Origin of the sequence: Amphibacillus sp. Q70, from assembly GCF_052055485.1 — a bacterium.
Taxonomy (GTDB): domain Bacteria; phylum Bacillota; class Bacilli; order Bacillales; family Amphibacillaceae; genus Amphibacillus.
In genome coordinates, this window is sequence record NZ_CP197171.1 from 1,525,838 (window position 1) to 1,548,047 (window position 22,210).

The 22,210-nt window shown below is 35.1% G+C and carries 11 protein-coding genes; 4 read left to right on the plus strand and 7 right to left on the minus strand.

The genetic code is table 11. The annotated features are described in order from the left end of the window. Positions 1 to 81: 81 nt before the first annotated feature. The 4 genes from ACS127_RS06915 to ilvB all read right to left on the minus strand — a co-directional run bounded on the left by ACS127_RS06915 (position 82) and on the right by ilvB (position 4,286). On the minus strand, positions 82 to 936 hold the full coding sequence (locus ACS127_RS06915) for a VOC family protein (protein ID WP_440897690.1): 855 nt from the start codon (positions 934 to 936) through the stop codon (positions 82 to 84). A 155-nt stretch (positions 937 to 1,091) separates the two neighbouring features. Then, the gene (locus tag ACS127_RS06920) at positions 1,092 to 1,481 is read right to left on the minus strand and encodes a bactofilin family protein (RefSeq protein WP_440897691.1); all 390 of its coding nucleotides are present in this window, start codon (positions 1,479 to 1,481) and stop codon (positions 1,092 to 1,094) included. A 15-nt stretch (positions 1,482 to 1,496) separates the two neighbouring features. Beyond that, positions 1,497 to 2,363, minus strand: a complete 867-nt coding sequence (locus ACS127_RS06925; RefSeq protein ID WP_440897692.1) for a M23 family metallopeptidase — start codon at positions 2,361 to 2,363, stop codon at positions 1,497 to 1,499. 267 nt (positions 2,364 to 2,630) lie between these two features. Then, the gene (gene ilvB / locus ACS127_RS06930) at positions 2,631 to 4,286 is read right to left on the minus strand and encodes a biosynthetic-type acetolactate synthase large subunit (protein WP_440897693.1); all 1,656 of its coding nucleotides are present in this window, start codon (positions 4,284 to 4,286) and stop codon (positions 2,631 to 2,633) included. A 623-nt stretch (positions 4,287 to 4,909) separates the two neighbouring features. Here ilvB and ACS127_RS06935 point away from each other — a divergent pair. From ACS127_RS06935 to ACS127_RS06945, 3 genes are all read left to right on the plus strand, one after another. Next, complete coding sequence (locus ACS127_RS06935; RefSeq protein WP_440897694.1) at positions 4,910 to 5,608, plus strand: Crp/Fnr family transcriptional regulator; 699 nt, start codon at positions 4,910 to 4,912, stop codon at positions 5,606 to 5,608. A gap of 902 nt (positions 5,609 to 6,510) precedes the next feature. Beyond that, a complete protein-coding gene (locus tag ACS127_RS06940; RefSeq protein WP_440897695.1) occupies positions 6,511 to 9,102 on the plus strand; it encodes an ABC transporter permease in 2,592 nt (863 codons plus the stop codon). A gap of 35 nt (positions 9,103 to 9,137) precedes the next feature. Next, positions 9,138 to 10,001 carry an ABC transporter ATP-binding protein gene (locus ACS127_RS06945; RefSeq protein WP_440897696.1) on the plus strand — a complete coding sequence of 288 codons (864 nt, stop codon included), beginning with the start codon at positions 9,138 to 9,140 and terminating at the stop codon, positions 9,999 to 10,001. A gap of 443 nt (positions 10,002 to 10,444) precedes the next feature. On the opposite strand, the gene manA is transcribed toward ACS127_RS06945, so the two are convergent. Continuing rightward, positions 10,445 to 11,401 (minus strand): mannose-6-phosphate isomerase, class I, encoded by a 957-nt coding sequence (gene manA / locus ACS127_RS06950; RefSeq protein WP_440897697.1) that lies wholly within the window; start codon positions 11,399 to 11,401, stop codon positions 10,445 to 10,447. A gap of 461 nt (positions 11,402 to 11,862) precedes the next feature. After that, a complete protein-coding gene (locus ACS127_RS06955; protein ID WP_440897698.1) occupies positions 11,863 to 13,248 on the minus strand; it encodes a glycoside hydrolase family 1 protein in 1,386 nt (461 codons plus the stop codon). 446 nt (positions 13,249 to 13,694) lie between these two features. On the opposite strand from ACS127_RS06955, the gene ACS127_RS06960 reads away from it, so the two are divergent. Continuing rightward, positions 13,695 to 18,299, plus strand: coding sequence for a carbohydrate binding domain-containing protein (locus ACS127_RS06960; protein ID WP_440897699.1), 4,605 nt, complete (start codon positions 13,695 to 13,697; stop codon positions 18,297 to 18,299). Positions 18,300 to 19,121: 822 nt separating this feature from the next. Here ACS127_RS06960 and ACS127_RS06965 read toward each other — a convergent pair. Then, on the minus strand, positions 19,122 to 21,584 hold the full coding sequence (locus tag ACS127_RS06965; protein ID WP_440897700.1) for a beta-mannosidase: 2,463 nt from the start codon (positions 21,582 to 21,584) through the stop codon (positions 19,122 to 19,124). Positions 21,585 to 22,210 lie beyond the last annotated feature (626 nt).

Below are 22,210 nucleotides of genomic sequence, written 5' to 3' on the forward strand. Positions count from 1 at the left end.
TTAATTTATTCAGATAAAAAACTGGAATATTATTGATTTCACAAAAAAGCCATTGTCTATCATGAAAGTAACAATAAAAAATTAGCTTACTGTTAAATATATTTTTATTGCGTTAGGATCGTAAATAAACATGCCACGTTCATCACTATGAATGTTGACATCTAGTGCCTTTAATTGGTTAACAAAATGTTCGCATCTATCAGCATCTGGGTAAACAATTGTATAATCAGCTAAGCCGAGTTCTTTTTCTCCAAGTGAGGGAATGCCAACTCCAGCCCAAGTATTAAGTCCAATATGATGGTGATAGCCTTCTGTAGATAGAAAAAGAGCTTGATCACCATATCGAGTGACGATAGAATAACCGAGTCCATTAGTATAGAATCGCTCACTCTCTTGTAGGTTACTTACATGCAAATGAATATGACCTAGAACTGTTTTCTTTGGCATTTTAGTCCAATTTGGCAAGGATTGGCTGAGTTTAATTAAATCATTTCCATTAAGGGGGTCAGTCGTCATCATGACTTGATCATTTTGCCAAGTCCATTGGTTTTTCGGGCGGTCTGAGTATACCTCGATTCCGTTACCTTCTGGATCATTGAGATAGATAGCTTCACTAACAAGGTGATCAGCTGCACCGATCGAGATATTATGATCAATAAGATGATGCAAAAAAGTTGCTAAATCTTCACGGCTTGGTAAAAGAAGCGCAAAATGATAAAGCCCCGTTGTTTTATCTCTGGTTTCAATGAACTCGTCATCCTGAACTAAAGTGAGTAATGGCTGTATTCCATCAGTTGTGAAGATTAGCTTTTGTGTTTCTTCTGATAAAATCTGCAACCCAAGTACCCTTTGGTAAAATTCCTTTACTTCTGATAGCTGTCGTACTTTTAAGGTTAAGTGCTTAACATGAGTAGCTTGGCCACTATGAAAGTGCATTTGGTTCACTCCTTTAAATCGATAACAATTTTGACCTTATTTAAAGTGTAGCACATAAGAAATAATCCATACATTAGATTGTCTCGAATGAAAGATAAGGACAAAAAAACAAGTAGATCTTAAATATCTTGATCTACTTGGTCGGGTCATTTCAATTATTTTGCTTGTGTGAGGGGCTCAACTTTGCTCTTTTTCTCTTTTGCTGGTGACTTAACTGAGCTGCTGCCATTAAATATGCCGCCTTCATCGATGATGATTCCTTCTGAGGTAATATTCCCAGATAGGGTACCACAAGAGTGGACGTGCACTTTTTGACTCGTTTTAACTTCTCCCTTTACTTCACCTGCAATAATCACATTTTTTGCTTGAATGGCAGGCTCGACATACCCTTTTTTACCGATAGTCACGTCACCCTCACATTCAATTTCACCATATACTTTACCATCAATGCGAAGGCTTGTTGGCAGCTTAATTTTGCCTTCGATAGTTGTTTCTTTTCCAATAATCGTCTCAACCACTTTAGAATTCTTTTTTTCTTTTAACAAAATGAAAATCCTCTCTTAATTGTTTTCATTATCAAAAAAATTGAGATAAGGCTCTGGATCAACTGGAGCTCCATCTTTAATCACTTCATAATGCAAATGTGGACCTGTACTTCTTCCGGAATTGCCCAATTCACCAATGATATCTCCTTTATTAACTGGCTCTCCTTGCTCAACGTCTATTTTTGATAAATGTGCATAAAGCGTTTCATATCGCCCGTCATGATCAAGAATGATTGTGTTTCCATAACCACCATAAATTTGAGCAAGCTGAACAACACCATCGGCAGTTGCATAAATAGGTGTTCCAATTTCTCCACGAACATCAATGCCTGAGTGAATCGCTTTTGAGCGATTAAAAGGGTCATCTCTTGGTCCAAAGCGGGAGGTGATTGTATTCGGCTCTGTTGGCCAATGAGTCGGTATGTAAAGTAAATTTTCCTCTAGTTGCTCAATGTTTGCTATCGTATCGTGATAACGATCAATCCAATTTGAATTCATTAGCACTTCATCAGATGATGTAGCAGACATATTGAATACATCATCATCTTCTAATGGAATTTCAACTCCACCAAGCGCTTCATCAGGTAATTCATTGATATGTTGATGAATACGTTCTTCAATTTCATCTAGTTCAATAAATCGTTCAATAACGAGTTCACGTTCATTAATTAAATCATTTATCTCCGTTGTTAATTGTTCTGTTGCAAGTTCTAAGTTGTCTATTTCTTGATTTAATGAATGATTAGTTGTTAATAGGTGATCGTTAATTGAGACGTAATAGATTAATAGACCAAGCGGTACGAAAGTTAAAGTAATAATAAATATTAAGAGAGCACGAGGGATTGTAAACCGTTTAATGGGCTTGGTTACTTCGTTTGACATCAACGTAAACGTCAATTTTCTCAACTTAAATTTTTTCCGTCTCAGTTTTTATTCGCTCCTCTCAAAGAAAGTAGACCATTGTTTGACAAAAAAATGTTTATTTTATCTTAGTTCACTATTACCATACTTAAATGCCTATTATTAATCAATAGTTTACAAACAATTGTAATCAAGTTGAAATATTTCATGGAGAAATAAGGAATAATATCGAATAATTGTAGTAAAAAAACCAGTGGAGATTTAAAGCTCTACTGGTTGAATATAAAGCTATTGCAAGGCATCGGTGTTATTGCCACCAGGAGGAACGATAGGGAAAACATTTAATTCATCTTCGATCGTAAAGGTCATTAATACTGGACCAGCTATAGCCATTGCTTCCTTGATGATTATTTGTGCTTCTTCAATTGTTTCAGCAGCTAAGCCCTTGACGCCATAACTCTCAGCCAATTTGACAAAGTCAGGCGAGCTAATTTGAACTTGTGAATAATGGCGTTCATAAAACAATTGCTGCCATTGACGAACCATACCAAGGTAGCCATTTTTTAAAATGGCAATTTTTATGTTTAATTGATAATGAACGGCTGTGATTAATTCTTGCAAATTCATTTGAAAGCTTCCATCACCACTAACACATATGACCTGCTGATTTGGCTTTGCCATCGCACCGCCAATTGCAGCTGGAAGTCCATAGCCCATTGTGCCAAAACCACCAGATGTTAAGAAATATCGTGGTTTTTGAAATGAATAGTGATGTGCAGTCCACATTTGATGTTGACCAACATCAGTTGAGACGATTGCATCATCATTAGCATACTTATTTAATAAGCGAATAATTGCACTTGGATCAATTAAGTTATGTTTAGAGTTATGGAAACGGGCAGATTTTTTATGCCAACTCGCAACTAGTTTAAGCCAATCTGGATTTGTTTCCTTTAAGTCTAGTCCATTAAGCTGATTGAGGACATCATTAACATCACTGATGATCGGATGCTCGACATCAATCAATTTATTAATCTCTGCTGGGTCAATATCGACTTGAATTTTTATAGAATTTGGTGAGAAACCTTTAATATTACCTGTAATCCGATCACTAAATCGGACACCCAAACAAATGAGCAAGTCAGCTCGATGGACGGCTCGATTAGCGGCAAATGTTCCATGCATCCCAAGTAAACCAAGGTGAAGTGGATGATTTTCATTAATCGCACCTAATCCCATTAATGTACTAACGAAAGGGATTTGTGTTTTATTAAAAAAATCATTTAATGCTCGATTAGCATTACCAATGACACAACCACCGCCAACGATAACAACAGGCTGCTTTGCTTTAGCAATTAAAGAGGAAAATTTTTTAATCCTATATGGAGGAACAGGTTTTTTCGTTGATTGTTGATCCGAAATATCAATAAGAATCTGTAGATCACTGTCGTAAAGTTGCTGCAAGATTTTCTGGTCAAAATCAATGACAACAATACCTGGACGACCACCACGAGCAATTTTAAAAGCAGCTTTTGTCATAGCAATGAGTTCATTTGCTGATGCAGGTGTAAAATTATATTTTGTAATCGATTTTGTTAACCCATCAACATCGAGTTGCTGATCGATCGAATGTGTTTGATGTTCAACAAAGATAACTAACGGAACTGAATCCAGTTGTGCAGTGCCTAAAGCAGTGATCGCATTAGTTACACCACTCTCACTTGTTACCCAACCAACACCGACTTTTCCGGTTGTGCGACTATATCCGTCGGCAGCATGAATAGCTGCTTGATCATGAATGAATTCAGCAATAAAGAAGTGTTCATTTTGAGCCAGTAGTGAATGTTTTGTAGCTGTTTGAAATAGAACCTCGACCTCTTCTTGTTTAAATATATCCATTAATCTTTGATAACCGACTTGTTTAGTTTGTAGGTTTTGTATCATCAATCCCACTCCCTTATTTTAATAATTTTAAATATTCTGTTAATTAACCTCAATAATATTTATCACATTATAACAAAAAATCCTCAAAACTTGATTAATATCAATTATTGTTCACAAATTATTCGATATAATAGGGTTGGTCTCTAATAAGTAAGCCTGAAAGCATAAAAAAGCGTTTAAGTAAAAAAAGATATAATTAAATGGAACGATTTAGATGGTTGAGATAATCATTTATGAAACAACTTCAATACTTGAGTAGTTTTTAATAAAATTGAAATAGATCTACAAAATATAGAGAGGGTTAAGCAAGCTTTTGTATTTTTTATCTCGTGGAAGGTGAAGCTTGAGGCTATCTCTCATCCAATCGATTCTGAATAAATCAAGTCAACGATTAATGGATTAGGCTATGCCAGCGAATTTAATAAGGAAGAAAAACGAATGAACGTAGAAAATTACATTTAACTTAAATAGGCGAAAGCCGCTTATCTTCTATAGGTGGGTGTTAAATACTGTGAATTATCGTTGACCACTCGAGAATCAAGGGATAAGGCTCTTTGTTATTTATAAGTTAATAAAATAATTGCTTATTTTATTAACAAAAAAGACAATGAAGGAGGAATTTCATGTTATCACATGCTCACGGAGGGAATTGTCATTCAATGCAAGGCTGTGTTCAGTTAGTTCCCATTTTTAATCATCTGGAAAGTGAACAAATGGAAGAAGTTATGAATGTGGTTCACTCGACCAATTACGAAGCTGGTGATCATCTATTTCATGCTGGTGATCAATCGGATGCATTATATGTCGTCCATACTGGAAAAGTACGAGTCTATCGCTTATCAGCGACAGGCAAGGAGCAGTTAATACGCTTGCTATTACCAGGTGATTTCACCGGAGAATTAGCTTTATTTCAAGAAGGCGAGCATGAATCTTATGCTGAAATTATTGAGACAGCTCATATTTGCCGTATTTCTCGATCAGATTTACAAGCATTGATTGAACGTTTTCCGAAGATATCGATTCATATCTTGAATGAATTGGCCACGAGACTGGAAAAGGCTGAACAACAAACAACGCGTTTTGCAACTGAAAAAGTTCAAGTTCGCTTAGCCCATTTTTTAACTGAGTTAATATCCCCTGTTGAATCAGAAGCAGAAATCATATTGCCGATGACTAGAAAAGACTTAGCTGCCCACTTAGGTACGACTCCTGAAACGATTAGTCGAACGCTATCTAGTTTTGAAAAAGCAGGTTATTTAACACAAAAAGGTCATAAAAAGTTGATCATTCATGATATCGATCAGTTATTACTTGATGTTTGACGAATCGCCCTATATTAAAAAATAACAAACGAACTCATCAAATAGTCCTCACTTATTTGATGAGTTTTTCATTTTTTTGATTTATCACATAAATTGTACAAATAAAAATGAGATAATAGACGTAAATTTATATTGAATGAACAAAAAAGTGTATATGAGGAATAGTTTTATAGGCACAAAGATACTATTTTATTACAGATAACCGTCCGTAAAACTCAGGGCAACACTTGGGGTTACGTACGGTTACTCATCCCATCGAAAAGACCCGGGAATGGGACTCGGAATAAGTAAGCCACTTATTCTTTCGATGCAAATACTTCGTAGCTTTCCTTGGTGCGGTTACTCGTCCCACCAGAAACATTTGCATGACCTAGATCCTGTAGGCTTAACGCCCACTGATTGAAGTTTCGTTTTATCTAATAGGGGAGAAAGGGAATCACTATAAATGATCTAAATTATGAATAAAATTCCAATCCATAATTAAAAAACTTTTGATAAACTAATCCTATCAAGTTTGTGTTAGATATTATTTTTATTCAGTGAGGGAAGGAGAAAAATTAAAAGAATCGATTACGGTGAATGAGGTTATTTTTGATCAGTTAGTTCATAGAAGATTTGATACTAAAATGAAGGCGTATAATGGTAAGGAGAATACATCCTGACAGGGAAAACCCTTATTGATAAAAAGCTCAAGAAGATTTCTCGTTAGTTGATGATTGCTGCTTAAAGACATAACAAAGATAATTATGCATAATATTGAATAATTGTTAATGAGTACTTAAACAGAAAAGTCAGTTTATTTACACAATTATGATTGCGACATAGAAAAAAGTTCGGTATGATAACTACATATTAAAAAAAATGGTAGATTAGGTGATATTATGAATCAATTTATCTTCGAATTGAAGAAGATAAAAAGTAAACGATTTTTATATTTATTAGTGTTGGTACCTATTTTGGCAATTCTATTGGTTTTTACTTATAGCATTTTTACCAATGTTGATTTTCAATCACAAGAAACGGTCAAAGCTAATCAACTGCTCAATGATTTAAATTGGCGTCTAGCTTCTTATAGTCAAGAACGTGGCTACTATGGTGAGAATCAAAATCAACTTGATAATCCTGAGGAGTTAAGTGAAAATGATCAAGCTATCTTTGAATTATTAGATGAAGCTGAACGTGAGCGTTTTAATTACAGTGTAGCTTCTTATTATGAAGATTGGTCTGATTTAAATCTTTCCAAACAAAAAATCTGGGATAATTTAATTGAAGTTGTTGAATTGGGTGGAGAATTACTTGTATTAGATGAAGAAGAATTGCTTATCGACAAATATCATATTGATTGGTTAGTTGAGTATCAAGTCGATACCCTTGATGTCAATTCTGATCAAAATAGTCAGTTTGTGCTATTTAATAGTTTTCAATGGTTATTTAGTTTACCAGCGATGATTTTAATGATCTTTTTCTTTAGCTTAGCAATGTTTCTTGAACCGAAACGTTCTATTTTTAATTTTACTAGAGTTTTGCCGGTTTCTTATGCTAAAGTTATGGGTCATAAACTTATGTTGTTTTTCGCCATGCTAATTACTTATATTTTATCAATCATAGGTGGTAGTTTACTTGTCTCGTTGTTTGATTCGATTTCATTAAAGGGACAATTAAATTATCCGCTGGTTGTCCATACTGGCACTGATATATTGGTCAAACCATTGTGGCAAATGTTAAGTTTTCAAATCTTGTTTTTTATTGGGTTAACGTTATTATCCTTACTGTTAATCAGTTTATTTACTCAGCTGTTTCAAAATGAATTATTTGTTACGTTTATTTTTACAGCGGTTATTCTAATTGGATCGCAGATAACAAGGTTAAGTTCAGTAGCTAATCAAGTTTATAGCCCATTTGCTTGGTATGATACAGCTAATTTTATTCAAAATCAATCCGTTGCGACAATCTTCACGGTACTTGGGGTTTTATATCTAAGTGTTATTTTATTAGTTTGGTTTGTTTTGTTAAAAGACTTACCCTTACCAAATTGGAGACGTTCAGCAAATTATACGGGCATTCGAAAACTTTCAAAACGCTTTTTGATTCATTTTGAAGGATTAAAAATTCATCGACAAGCGATTTTATTTTATTCAAGTGCGGTTATTATGGCGTTTGCTATTTACCTAGGTGTTGCTGGTTATCAACACCAAAAAATTCAAATAGATCAGGTTCGTTCAGACTATTCAGAACAGCTTGATCGTTATCAAGAGATGCTGCCTCAACACTATGAAACTGAAGAAATGCTGGAACAACATTTAGCGGCTGAAAATCTTGATAATACTGATGCTATATATCTTGAAATGGAGTTAGAAAATCTACGTTCGCAAATAGCCGAGGATGAATCGAATTTGGCAATGTTGCTGGAGATAGACGAGAAGATAAGCAATGATGAATTTGATGAGGTAAATCAGCCATTGAGCCAGATCGAGTCTGAGTATTTGGAGGAGGACTATTTATTCCTAACAGGTAGTGAAGAGATTGAATTTTCACAGACCATTCCGATGAATCATTTCATTTTTATGCCGAACGCTTATATTAATTATCAGCTAAGTGAGTGGAAGCAAGAGCATGAGATTGATTTTGTCCCGCCTGGCGGTCCTTACCATACATTATTTATTCCAACTTATGAGGAATCGCCACGTAGTGGTGATATGGAGCCGCCACTAAGTATCGACCGAGCGGTATTTGATAGTTATTTAGATACGGTTGATCAGGAACATCGCTATTTAAGTGGTTTTAATTTACTTGCTGATATATTTAATCAATACTTTTATTTAGTTATCCTTATTTTGTTAGTTGGATTCTACAGTTTAAGTTATGTGCGTGAGTGGGATGGGCAAGAAACCATTCGCTATTTAATCGTGCAGCCAATTGGTTTAACTAGAATTTTTATTGCGAAGATGCTTGCTTCAATTGGTATGGGATTCTGTTTTATCTTGCTTGCTAGTTTGATTATTTTCTTAGTAGGTAGTTTATTAAATGGGGTAGGGCAACTGAATTTCCCTTTTGTCCAATACATTGCAGATTCAATAGGCTTGTCAAATCCAGACCAATATTTTGAAATTCCTTTATCAATGAATTATTTTCAGATTGTCCCTTTATGGAAGTGGTTAATGATGGGTGCGGCACTTCTATTGTCAAACGTGTTGTTACTCAATCAGCTTGTTTACTACCTATCAACCTTCTCTCGTAATCAATGGATCGTGATGGGATCAAGTCTATTCATCCTTGGTGCTGGTTATGTACTGACTATTTTATGGCCGCATTATCTGTTGCAGTTTTCTCCGTTCCAGTATTTGGACATAGCGAAAACTTTATCAGGAGAAGTCGCTGTGCAACATGATTACACATGGTTAAATTGGTGGGTTGGTGTTATCTCACAATCTATAGCGAGTGTCGTTTTAACAATATTGGCTTTAAGAAGGGTACAAAAGAAAGAAAATGCCTAATTGCATGACGAACAAATCGTGGGAAGGAGCTTTATATGATTTCTGTTAAAAATTTAACGAAAGCGTATCATGATAAAGAAGTCTTATCGAATATTAATTTTGAAATAGAAGATGGTGACATCGTTGGCTTAGTTGGCCCTAATGGTGTTGGAAAAACAACGTTATTATCTTGTATGACAGGTTTAATGAAACCAGATAAGGGTTCAGTTACGATGGCTAATGAGCTATTCACTAACACACAAATGTATCGGAAAATAGGTTTTATGCAGGACAATAGTGTATTATATTCCTATCTAACGGGGTATGATCATTTAGCTTATGTTGCCTATGCTCAAAAACTTAGTTTAAGCACGATTGATCAAGTGTCGAAGCGGGTCGGGAATTATGATTACCTCCATAAAAAAGTTGGCGAGTATTCACTAGGAATGAAGCAACATTTATTATTTGCTGCAGCTATCCTTCATAATCCTGAAGTGTTGTTGCTGGATGAACCATTTAATGGACTTGATCCAACGAGTTTAATTCGGATTCGAGAAATTATCCGGGAGTTGGCGGAAGATAAAACAACAGTATTTCTCTCTTCTCATAACCTGAATGAACTCGATCGGATGACAAGACATATTTTCTTTTTAAAAAATGGTCAGATTATGTATCGAGACTTAGTTAAGCATCAAGATTTTTCATATTTAATTACTGTGGCAGATCAACCTGATTACCAAAAGTATAACTCATTCATTACGGAGGAAATTAATGAACATCAGTTTATTATCCTTAAAGAAAATCTTGATCAAGTCCTTACTTTATTGAATCAAGATGGGCATTCAATTACTGATATCGAACGAACTCAGTTTAGCAGTGAGAACCTTTATCGAGAAATTTATCAGGAAAGCAGCAATTAATTCACTTAGAAATCACTGAACTTGACTGCAAATTGTTGAAGTTGATTGTATTTTCGTAAACTTGATTGCAAATCGGAAAAGTTGACTGTATTTTCGTGAACTTGACTGCAAATCGGAAAAGTTGATTGCATTTTCGTGAACTTGACTGCAAATCGGAAAAGTTGATTGCATTTTCGTGAACTTGACTGCAAATCGCTGAAGTTGACTGTATTTTCGTGAACTTGATTGCATTTCGATAAATTGGCTTATCATAATTAGGCTTGCATTGTAAATTAATTGTACAATGTTTATGCGGTTAGTTTCTTTCCATATTTTAAGGAATGACTATGTTAGTATTTCTGATACGATGGGAAACAAAATAAGGATGGACAGAATCTATCGGTCTATAGTCCATTCAAGTATATTAAAAGCCGAGCGTCTCAGTATAGATGCTCGGCTTTATTTTATGGATGGGAGACAATTAATTCAGCATGTCCAGTTAATTTATATTGATCAATGGTAGCGGGAATAATAAAATGATCGCCTTTTTTAATTGCAAAGGTTTTATTATTTGTCGTTAATTCAGCTTCACCTTCAATGACGCTTAACTGGACAAAGTCAGCTTCACGTATTTGACTGCTCTCTCCATCTAGATTCCAATGGTACACTGTAAAGTATTGTTCTTCGATGAGTTTTTTAGATACTAGCCCGCCTTGTTTTGTCACTGATTGATTCACTTTGGGAGCTTGGTGTGGTGTGGTTGTTACTTTAATGGATGAATCCAAATGTAGTTCACGCATTTGACCTTGGTCATCTGTTCGATCATAGTCGTAAACACGGTAAGTAATATCGGAACTTTGTTGTGTTTCTAAAATAACAATACCTGCACCAATCGCATGGATTGTTCCGCTTGGTACATAAATAAAGTCACCTGCTTTGACTGGAACTCGGCGAAGTAATTGGTCCCACTCACCAGCTTGTGCCATCTCTGCCAATTGTTTTTGTGATTGTGCGTGATGACCGAAAACAATTTCTGCTCCTTCTTCTGCTTGAAGGACATACCAGCACTCTGTTTTTCCATAGGGCTCTTTTTCAACCTCTTGTGCATATTGATCATTAGGGTGGACTTGAACAGATAGATCATCAGCAGCATCTAAAATTTTGACAAGTAGTGGGTAAGCTTCGTCGCTATTTGCGGGTTTGTTGAACAGCGCAGGATGGTTTTCCCAAGCCTCACTAAGGGTTTTACCTGCTAACTGACCGTTAATAATTTGACTCGGTCCGTTTTCGTGTGCAGAGATAACCCAAGCCTCACCTGTTCGATCATTGGGTATACTATAGTTGAATAGTGATTTTAACTTATTACCTCCCCAAATACGTTCTTGAAAAACGGGGTTTAAAAAAATGGGTTCGTTGTACATCATTTAGTCTCCTATCGATTTTCTTTTTATACTATCAGAAATAAGCAAATTCTTTCGTTGATAGCATAAGCAAAACTTGTAAGATTCACTCAAACAGACGAGTAAGTATGTGCTTTTCTAATAAAGGAAGTCCTTCGTTGCTGATAGCACCTGCTATTTTAGTAACTCCGATATTGCTTTTTACTGCATGGATAAAATAATACCCTTGATGAAGGCATATGATATTTAGATTGTAGCAGGACTAATCATCGGGATCAATGTGTTTTTTGCTTTTTGCAAATAGAGAATGTTCGAAAAGTCCAATAAGATTGATATATTGAGACTAGGGGATCTTCGACTTATTACTGACTTGTCTTCTATCGAATATTGAAGTTACCACATCTGTGTTCCGAGTATCTTGATTAGATAATTAAGCTAAGAAGCGTAGCACATTTTGTTGCTACGCTTCAGAATGAACCATGTTAATCATTAAAGCCATGCTGTTTAGCTAGTTCAGCAAACCAACTGGCACTTTTTTTGGCTGTTCGTTCCTGTGTCTCGATGTTAACGGAAAAGAAACCGTAACGGTTTTTATAAGCATTCAGCCATGACCAGTTATCCATGAATGTCCATAAATGATAGCCTTTTACATTGCATTTTTCCTCAATGGCTTTGTGTAGCCATTTTAAATGTCCTTTAATAAAGTCAATTCGATAATCATCTTCTATTCTACCATTTTTTAAAAAACGCTCTTCATCCTGTACGCCCATTCCATTTTCAGAAATAAAGGACTCGATGTTATCGTAATTTTCTTTTAGATTAATCATAATATCATAGATTCCCTTTTCATAAATTTCCCAACCGCGATAGGGGTTCATATTCCGACCAGGCATCTCATAATTATCAAAAAACCAGTCAGGCATAAATGGACTGTTTGGATTAGGCAAGCTATCTTTTGCTTTGACTCGTCTGGGTTGATAGTAATTGACCCCTAAAAGATCAATTTTATTTGCTTTGATCAGCTCTTGATCACCAGACACCGTTACTGGTAAGTGATCGTGCTCAGTTAATAACTGGATGAGGTCTTCGGGATATGCCCCTTTTATAGCTGGATCAAGGAAACTACGATTAAAAAATAAGTCACAAATGTGTGCTGCTTTAAGGTCAGCAGGATTTTGACTGCGCGGATATGAAGGTGTTAAGTTGAGGATAATTCCAATTTTCCCATCTTGATCTTCATGATAAGCTTGAACTGCTTTAGCATGCGCAATCATCGTGTGATAAGCAACTTGAATCGCTTTTCTAAAATTAACGATATTTGGGTAATGAAAGTCATATAGATACCCACCCTCTACTGGAACGATCGGTTCATTGAAAGTAAACCATTTCTTTACCCGATCGCCAAAGTGATGGAAGGCTACTTTTGCATAGTTTGTGTAAGCATCAATAACCGTTCTATTTTCCCAGCCACCCATTTCTTGTAATTCAAGTGGCATATCAAAATGAAATAAATTAATGAAAGGTTCAATGTTGTTAGCTATTAATTCATCAATCACCTGATTATAGAAAGTAACGGCTTCAGGGTTTACCTTACCCATTCCACCTGGTATCAGTCTTGACCAAGAGATTGACATTCGGAAACTATTATGTCCAGCAGCCTTCATGTTTTGAATATCTTCTTTGTAATGATTAAAAAAGTCAGATGTTTGGTTAGGCCCTATTCCTTCGAAAAATCGATGGGGTTCTGTTTGATACCAGTGATCCCAAATATCCTTACCTTTACTTCCATTTGCTGATCCTTCTGTTTGTGTTGCAGAAGCTGCACTGCCCCACCAAAAATTTTCTGGAAATTGAAAGTTTAAAGACATGGTTTATGTCCTCCTTCTTTAGTGTGTTATATTTCAATGACTTCAATGACTAAATGATAAACAGTCATCGAAGTCATCAAGACAATATTTTTATCCCCTTGTATTTACCATTCTATTTTAACGGTGTTTCCATTACCACTTGTTATTTTTCCGTTATCGTAGCGGAAATGACTAATAAACAAACTAAACAAAAAAGATAAAGCTAAATAAGCTAAAAAATGACAAAGAAAGATATCATTTTAATGATTCGCAACTTTAGTTATGTTCGTTTAATTTTGTGTCTATATCAATCTATTAGAAGTATTTATTATAGAACCATAAATAAAGCGTTTACAATTCATAATATATATTTTATAATAAATTATGAATTTATTACTAAATAATATAAAAAGAGGAGGAGCATTTTACTTCAGCAAAAACTATCTATTGGGAGAGGAGTTATTTAAATGAAGAAATCCTATTTGTCACTGGGGAAAGTGACTATACTTACAATGATTTTTATCTTACTCTTCGGTTCATTATTTCCCTATAATATCAATCATGGTCAATTGGCTCATGTAGCACATGCTACAGAAAAGCTGGACATCCAAGAAGATAATCTTTTTTTAAATGGTGACTTTGAAGATGGTACTTTAACTGATTGGGATACATCAGGAAATTCTAAATTTGAAGCAACCGATGAAGCATCCTATTCTGGTGACTTTTCTTTAAAAATATCTGGACCACAGGAATGGAATGGTATCAAGTATACGGTGGAAGTAGATCCAAACACAGATTATGAACTTACGTTTTACGGAAAAGGATCTGGCGGGGCTGCTTACAAAGTATTGGAAAGTCCTAATGAAGCTGAAATTACAGAAGATTACACGGGTCATGAAGAGGATTGGGTACAATATCAAGTTGAATTTAATAGTGGTGAAAATACAAGTGTCATTGTTTATGTCTCAGATGCTGAAGAAGTGGCGTATTATGATCAATTTGTTTTAGTACGTGCTGACGGATCAGAGCAACCTATTCAGGAATCACCTATTTTGTCAGATGTCCAAATCAGTGGTGCCCCTATTGTTTATAATTCATTAACAGTGCAATACGAGTATGAGCATCCAGAAGATATCGAAGAAGGGCAACATGAATATCGTTGGTATTATTCTGATGCTGAAGATGGCAATTTTCAGCCCATTGACCGGGCAGTTGACGACGAATTAACTGTGATGAATTCATTAATAGATAAATATGTGAAGGTAGCCATGCATCCCGTTGATCAAAGAGGCGTATCAGGAGAATTAAGTTGGAGTAAAGCGGTTGGTCCAATTATGAGTGCAGATATTTTAGATGATCTATCTTTTGAAATCGATCAAGCAGAAGCTATTTTAGCACAGTCTGAAAAAGGGGATGCGATTGGTCAATATCCAGAAGCTGTTTGGAATGTATTTGAAGCGGTTATAGATGAAGCAAACCAACTTTTAAATACTGATGATGCAAGTGAAGAAGATATCAATCATCAGATTGGTGTCTTAAAAGCAGCAGTTGAACAATTTGACAAGGGTAGAATGACGATAGATTCACCATCATTTGATCATTTTATTACAGCAGAAGGATCGAAATTAATGGATGGTCAAGAGGAACTTGAGTTTATTTCGTATAACGTTCCGGGGGCCTTATTTAATGAGAATGAACCTGATGAAAATGATTATGATGGTATTTTTCCAAATGAATTTGAACTCCGGGATATTTTTGAGACAATCAATCAAGTAAATGGAAAGGTCATTAGAACCTACACCCTCTCAATTTTAAAAGGAGATGCTCCGGCGGGTACTGAGAGACATATTATGGGGCCTAATACCTTTAGTGAAGAAGCTTTTAAATCTATGGATTTGTTATTAAAGTTAGCTAATGAATATGATGTCAGAGTTATTATTCCATTTATTGATCACTGGGATTATACAATGGGTGGCATTGGTGATTTTGCATCATTCCGTAATAAAAATTCAGCTGATTTTTATACGGATCCAGTTTTAATGGAAGATTTCAAGCAAGTTATGGATTATGTGATGAATCGAGTTAATACTTATACTGGGGTACGCTATAAGGACGACCCAGCTATCTTGGGTTGGGAAACAGGTAATGAATTAAATCTAGCCCCTGAATGGATGACTGAGATTGCCTCACATTATAAAAGTATAAATAGTAATCAATTATTAATATCAGGTAATCAAATGGGTCCAAACCATCATTATGAAAATATTAGTGAGGCGGCTTTAAATGATCCCAACATTGATGTAGTAAAAAGTCATTACTATTTAGGGAACTATGTGAATAATATTAAGAGTGATTTGGAGAAGGTAGCGGGTCAAAAGCCTTTCTTCATCGGTGAATTTGGTTTTAAACCAACAAATGAAGTAGAGGATATGCTTGATGAGGTTATTAATAGTAGTGTATCAGGTGCTTTAATTTGGAGTTTACGCCCTCATAGTCGAAATGGAGGATTTGTTCAACATTCAGAAATGGTTGTTGACGGCATTCTCTATCGATCTTACCATTGGCCGGGTATGCCTTCAGGAGACTCTTTTGATGCAACTAACTTGATGCATGTCATGCGTGATAAGGCTTATGAAATACAAGGTGAATCAGCGCCTGAATTACCAGCGCCTACACCAGCACCGCATCTTTTTGAAGTGGATTCTATTTCTGCATTGCGTTGGAGAGGCTCTACGGGAGCAAGTTCATATACAATCGAACGTTCTGAAAATCCTGAAGGTGACGATTGGATTGAAGTAGGAACAGAAGTTTTAGATGATGTTGCCCCAGGATCTGTGATGTTTGCTGACCCAATGGCTGAAACAGGAACATCATACTTTTATCGAGTTAAAGGTGTAAATACTGGTGGAGAAACTGACTATTCAAATGTAATTGGACCTATTGAGGCTGCCTATTATTTAGAGGATACATTAGAAGATGATAGTCAAATCTATTACTCGACCGATCAATCTATTGTCTATCGAACCCCTAGCCAGATTCTAAATGTTGAGGTAGAAGCTACTCAGTTAACGGATGACCAATTTTCATTTTATGTTTCGAACGATGGACTTCATTTTGAAGAAGTAGATTTCAACCATCATGGAGAAGTCTATCAATCAGGAGATATTGCAGCATTAGATGCAGATTATTTAAAGATTGTTTATCCAGATGAGAATTTAGATAATGGGCGGATTAATCGGGTCAAGATTGAATATTTAGGCGATGGTAGTGTACTTTACCCAACCCAACCATTAATTCGTTCAGGGATTTTAATTGATAAATACGATGATTTTTCTAATATGTTTAACCATAGTGATAATTTAGCTTTTGATACAACATCAGTTGATTTAGCTGGTGGGGACGAAAGCCGTTTAATCAAAACAGATGAAAATGAGGCAACCATTGAGTATCGAAGTTTGGGTGAGATGAATTCAATTAAACTTGAAACGTATCAGCAAGAAACTACTCAATCTAACCAATCAATTGAAATTTACGGTTCAAACAATGGTGTTGATTATACTATTCTGGATGATGTAGAAATAGTTGAATTGGGCGGCACATGGAAAAAAATAAATTATGAAGTAAGAGATATTAATGATTCAATTAACTTTATAAAAATTGTCATTCCTGAAGGTTCAAATACCTCACCACAAATTAGCCAACTACAAATAGGCGTTGGCTCTGAGGAGATTCGTTTTGCAGAGGATTTACCACCACATATTGTAGAAAATGGTGAAACCTATGGAGGTGAAAATCTATTATTGCAAAATGGATATGAGGTTACACAGGGTCAGGTTGACCTAGAACTTAATCAAGATATAAAAAATAATGGTGATTATTCTGTAAAGGCAAATTATCAAGTTAATGATAAATCAATTTCAACTATTAAAAAATCATTACCTGTGGATGATCGAGCCATGTATGACACTTTACAAATGTGGTTAGCCACTGAGCAAGACCTAACCTTAACAGTTAATCTTGGAACCTTAGACTATGGAAATTGGTCTTATGCTTTTGATGTTCAATCAAATGAAGGTACCTATGTAAATATTCCATTATATGAAATGTTACCTGAAGAAGGAATAGCAGGTAATATACCGCGAGAGCAAATAAATGAATTTGAACTCACTATAGCTGATTCGACGAATGAATCAGGGACAATCTATATTGATGATGTTCATTTTATTCAAACAAGGATCATCGATAATTTTGATCATTATGAAAATGAAACTGATTTCTATGATCGTTATAATGAATCAAACCCTGAAGGTATGGTACAAGCAGCACTGAATGATGAGGTTAAAGAGAAAGGAACCCATTCTTTGGAGCTGGACGTTAATTTGAGAGATGGCTATGCTGGATTGATTAGCTATTTACCTCATGTTGATTGGACGCCTTTTGATAAGATTAGGCTTTGGGTAGATCCAAATGGATTAGAGATAGGCCTCGGCCTTCAAGTTCGAACGGCTGGCGGAGAGTATATGGAGGTTTTTAAGGATATTGATGCAAATGCAGAGCCTCACGAAGTAATTTATGAATTTGATGAATTTGACTATCCTGATTGGTATGGCGGTTCTGGCACATTGGATCCAAATGAAGTTGTTGAGTTTAACATTTATATCAATCAAAACGGTAGTGATACAACTGGGACAATCTATATCGATGAAATTGAGTTGTTATCGGAAAGAGTATTCGAGGACCCCGTCATGACTCCTGAAGATGATGAGGACGAAGGTGACGATGATGATCTAGATGGAATAGAAGATGATAGTGAAGATTCCGCTGAAGAAGATAACGGTGGTGAGGATTCTGTTGGAGAAGATGAAGACGATGGAGCCCCTGCTGGAGAGGGTGGAGACAATGAGGACACTGCCGGAGAAAACGAAGACAATAAAGATCCTGTCGTTAACGATGAAGATGAAGAACGCCTCCTACCGGGTACAGCAACTTCTATTTATCTTTATTTGATGATAGGGTTTGCCCTTGCTTTACTAGGTGGATTTCTACTAAAGTTCAGACGAAAACGTATCTGATTGAAAAGGATAAAATATGATGTCGTTGGGATTATATTGAATCCTGATTATTAATGAGTAGAAAATGTGGCTAGGACAAAAACAGCTAAATAACAAGAGAGCTGTTGCACAATGAAAATAGATTGTGTAGCAGCTTTTATGTAACTAGAAAGGCTGATCTATTCAAGATAAGCATAAGAAGATTACTATTATTCTCGCTGAATACTTGAATCCAATCGAGTAAACTCTAAGTAAGTGAATGGGGCACGAAATAAACGTGGCAGGACATTTCAAGGTTACAAGCTATTTAAAATGTCTCACCATAGCTGGAACAGTTCAAACCATATCGCAAGCTAGAATGTCGGATAGAAGGCTTCTATCAAACATCTCAAACTATATCGCAAGCTAGAATGTCGGATAGAGGGCTTCTATCAAACATTACAAACCATATCGCAAGCTAAAATGTCGGATAGAGCACTTCTATCAAACATTACAAACCATATCACAAGCTAGAATGTCGGATAGAGGGCTTCTATCAAACATTACAAACCATATCGCAAGCTAGAATGTCGAATAGAGGGCTTCTATCAAACATTACAAACCATATCGCAAGCTAAAATGTCGGATAGAGCACTTCTATCAAACATTACAAACCATATCGCAAGCTAAAATGTCGAATAGAGCACTTCTATCCGGTATTTCACATAAATATAAAAAAATATTCTACCGTTAACAAGAGAAATATTAGGAAAAATGAAACGATTGTGTTTATCTATTTTTGATAAACACAACCGTTTTTATTCAATTGAGACTAGTTTTATTCCGGTTTTATTTGGATTGTTATTATTCGTAAGTATCAAAAACACTGCGTAAGGTTATGATTTCTTTCAATGTTTCTTTTGTATATTCTTTTTTGAGTTGTGCTTTAGGTAGCGTTATTTCATAAGGGACATTAGGTATAATGTCAAAGTAATTATCTGAATAGACAACATCTTCACCTAATAATGTTACTTCAACATGTTTGGCGAAAGAATTTCCACTAATAATTAAAGCAAATTCTTTTTCATTCTCTTTTAAATCAAAATGTAGCTCGGGTTGCTTTAATTGGAAATACTTCAATGGTGTAAACAATAATGTCCCATAGTTATCCCTATGATTATGATTGGTGAAATGATAGTAAAGGACAGTTTCTTTCTTTATCTCACTATCCTTTAGCTCAGTGTTAAAATCGATCTCGGACACCTTTTTTACATTGAGAGATTGAATGTCTGTATCAAATTTTCCAGAGCGAATGATTTCTCCGTCTTTTTTTAATAATTGCCATTCAATAGTTCCACGTACATCATTTAAACTGTCATTAGTTAAAAAGAATTCAACCTTATTGTCTTGTTCTTTAACTGATAGAAGGATAGGTTGGTAAAACTTTTTAGCAACATAATGAAGGGCCTTCCATCTACCAAAATAATCAATACTTGACCAAGAGGGAGCAGGCCAACAATCATTTAATTGCCAATATAAAGATCCCATACATCTTCCACGATTTTGACGCCAATGCTCAACACCTGTTTTGATTGCTTTTGCTTGCAATAGTTGCGATAAGTAGATAAAGGACGATAAATCTTTAGGAAATAAGTAGTGTTGAGCTAAGTAAGTAAAGATTTTCATATTGCCTTGTTGATTTTTTTGATGCGATTCCATGACGTGTGAGAATAAGTTACGATCGTTTGCTTCAGTGAACGATTCTATTGTCTGCATGGTGGGAAATGACTGAAAGCCAAACTCTGACATGAATCGATTATAAGTGTTCTGATAAGAGATGATAGGAGATTCACCATGCCAAACATCCCAATTATGCCCATCTCCACTATTTTCACCATTTGTATCTTTAAATATGTGACCTGATGATGGTGATGAAGGCCAGTAAAAAGTATTGGGTGCTAACTCCTGAACCCATTCTGTCATATTTTCTTCGAAAAAGGTCTGGTACTGTTTTTTATTTTCTATTGTTGCTGGTATTCTGCCATCATCAAAGAACATTTCTATCTCATTATTTCCGCAAATTAAACCTAATGAAGCGTGATGGCGTATTCGTTTTAAATTATCGAAGGTTTCTTTTTTTACTTCTGCTATAAATTCTTTTTCTTCAACAGGATAAACGCCACAGGCAAACATCAGGTCTTGCCATACGATTAGACCATATTGGTCGCAAAGTTGATAGAAATCGGAATCTGGATAATATCCGCCACCCCAAACTCGAATCATGTTAAAGTTTGCTGCTGCACAACCTTCAATTAGTGATTTTGTTTTTTCTTTACCTGCACAACTTAACAAATTATCTTCAGGAATGTAATTAGCTCCCATAGCAAATATTTTCTTTTTGTTGATTTCAAATGCAAATTGTTCTCCCCATTTATCTTCATCTGTTATTACTGTTAACTCACGTAAGCCGATGGTAAGTTTAGTTTCATCAAGGATCTGTTCATCTTTAATTAAAGTACAGGTTAAATGATAAAGATTTTGCTCTCCCATCCCATTTGGCCACCACAATTCAGGTTTATTGATGATCATTTCATACTCTCTTTGAGTGCTAAGTATGAATTTCTGTGTAGTAGATTCACCTAAAGGTGATAACAGTTGTAATTCCATTGATAATTGATCTGCTTTGAAATTTTCAATTTCAAATGTAAATTGTAATTTAACTCGATCGTTTGAATGTTTTTGTAATACATGAACAGAATCAATTTTGGCTTCGGAGTATGCCTCAATGTAAACCTCTCTCCATATTCCTAAGTCAGGTAATGTTGGTCCCCAATCCCAGCCAAACATATATTGAGCCTTTCTGATCTGTGTCAAACCAGGTGTGGACTCACTATTTCCATAAAGAGGCTTTTTCCTGTTTTTCTCGTTTACATAGGCTAAAGGAGAGTGTAATAGGATACTTATTTCATTTTTACCCTTTTTTAGATATTTTTTAATATCATACCGATAGGATCTATGCATGTTTTTAACATGACTAATTTGTTGATCATTAATATAGATAGTGGCAATTGTATCAATGCCTGAGAAGTTAAGATAGATAAATGACTCATTTAATATTTCATGGCTAATAGCAAATGTTTTCTTATATAAATAATCTGTTTTGAACAATGAAAATAATTTTGCTTCATTGTCGCGATAAAATGGGTTATCAATTTTATTTAATCTATATAAATCTGCTAAAATTGAACCAGGCACTTGAGCTTCCAACCACTGATCTTTTTTACTTTCTCTGAAAAGCCAAGGACCATTCAACATAATTTGCTTCATTTTTTTCACCTCTAATATATTTTTTATTATATTATAACATTATTATTATGATAAAAAATATAAAAAGTGGTTTTCCTTTAAACACTTGATATTTAAAATAGAAAGCTTGTACAATACTTATACTAGTAAATTAGGTAATAAAGCATAACGTGAAACTTCTTTTAGTGGAGTTTTTTCAACGCATAGGAAGTGCTAGTGCCGACAATGCCACAAATCTTTTCGTTGGGGTGAGTAATTGCACTAAGTAAGGTTACTTTAGTATTTACAGGGTGAGCAAAACTTGGCTTATCGCCAAATCTTTATGGCGAATGCCATCGTTTTACTTATACTTATCGTCAATAAAATCTGTTATTTTTTTGATCGTGCAAGAATAAGTATTTTTCTTATTCTGAGTCTCAATCTCAGAATGGGATGTTTTTGTCGGACAGTCAGTTGCACTGCGATAACATGACATTATACTATCGTTTTATAAGTAATATTAATTCAAACTAGCTTAGGCTTAAATAAAATCTTTTTAATTTGACTATATTGTAAGTTCTTGAGGTAATTTATATTTTTTAGTATAAATATATTATTATTAGTTTTTGTGGTATAATAGCAATGTGTTTAATGTTGATTAAGGGAGA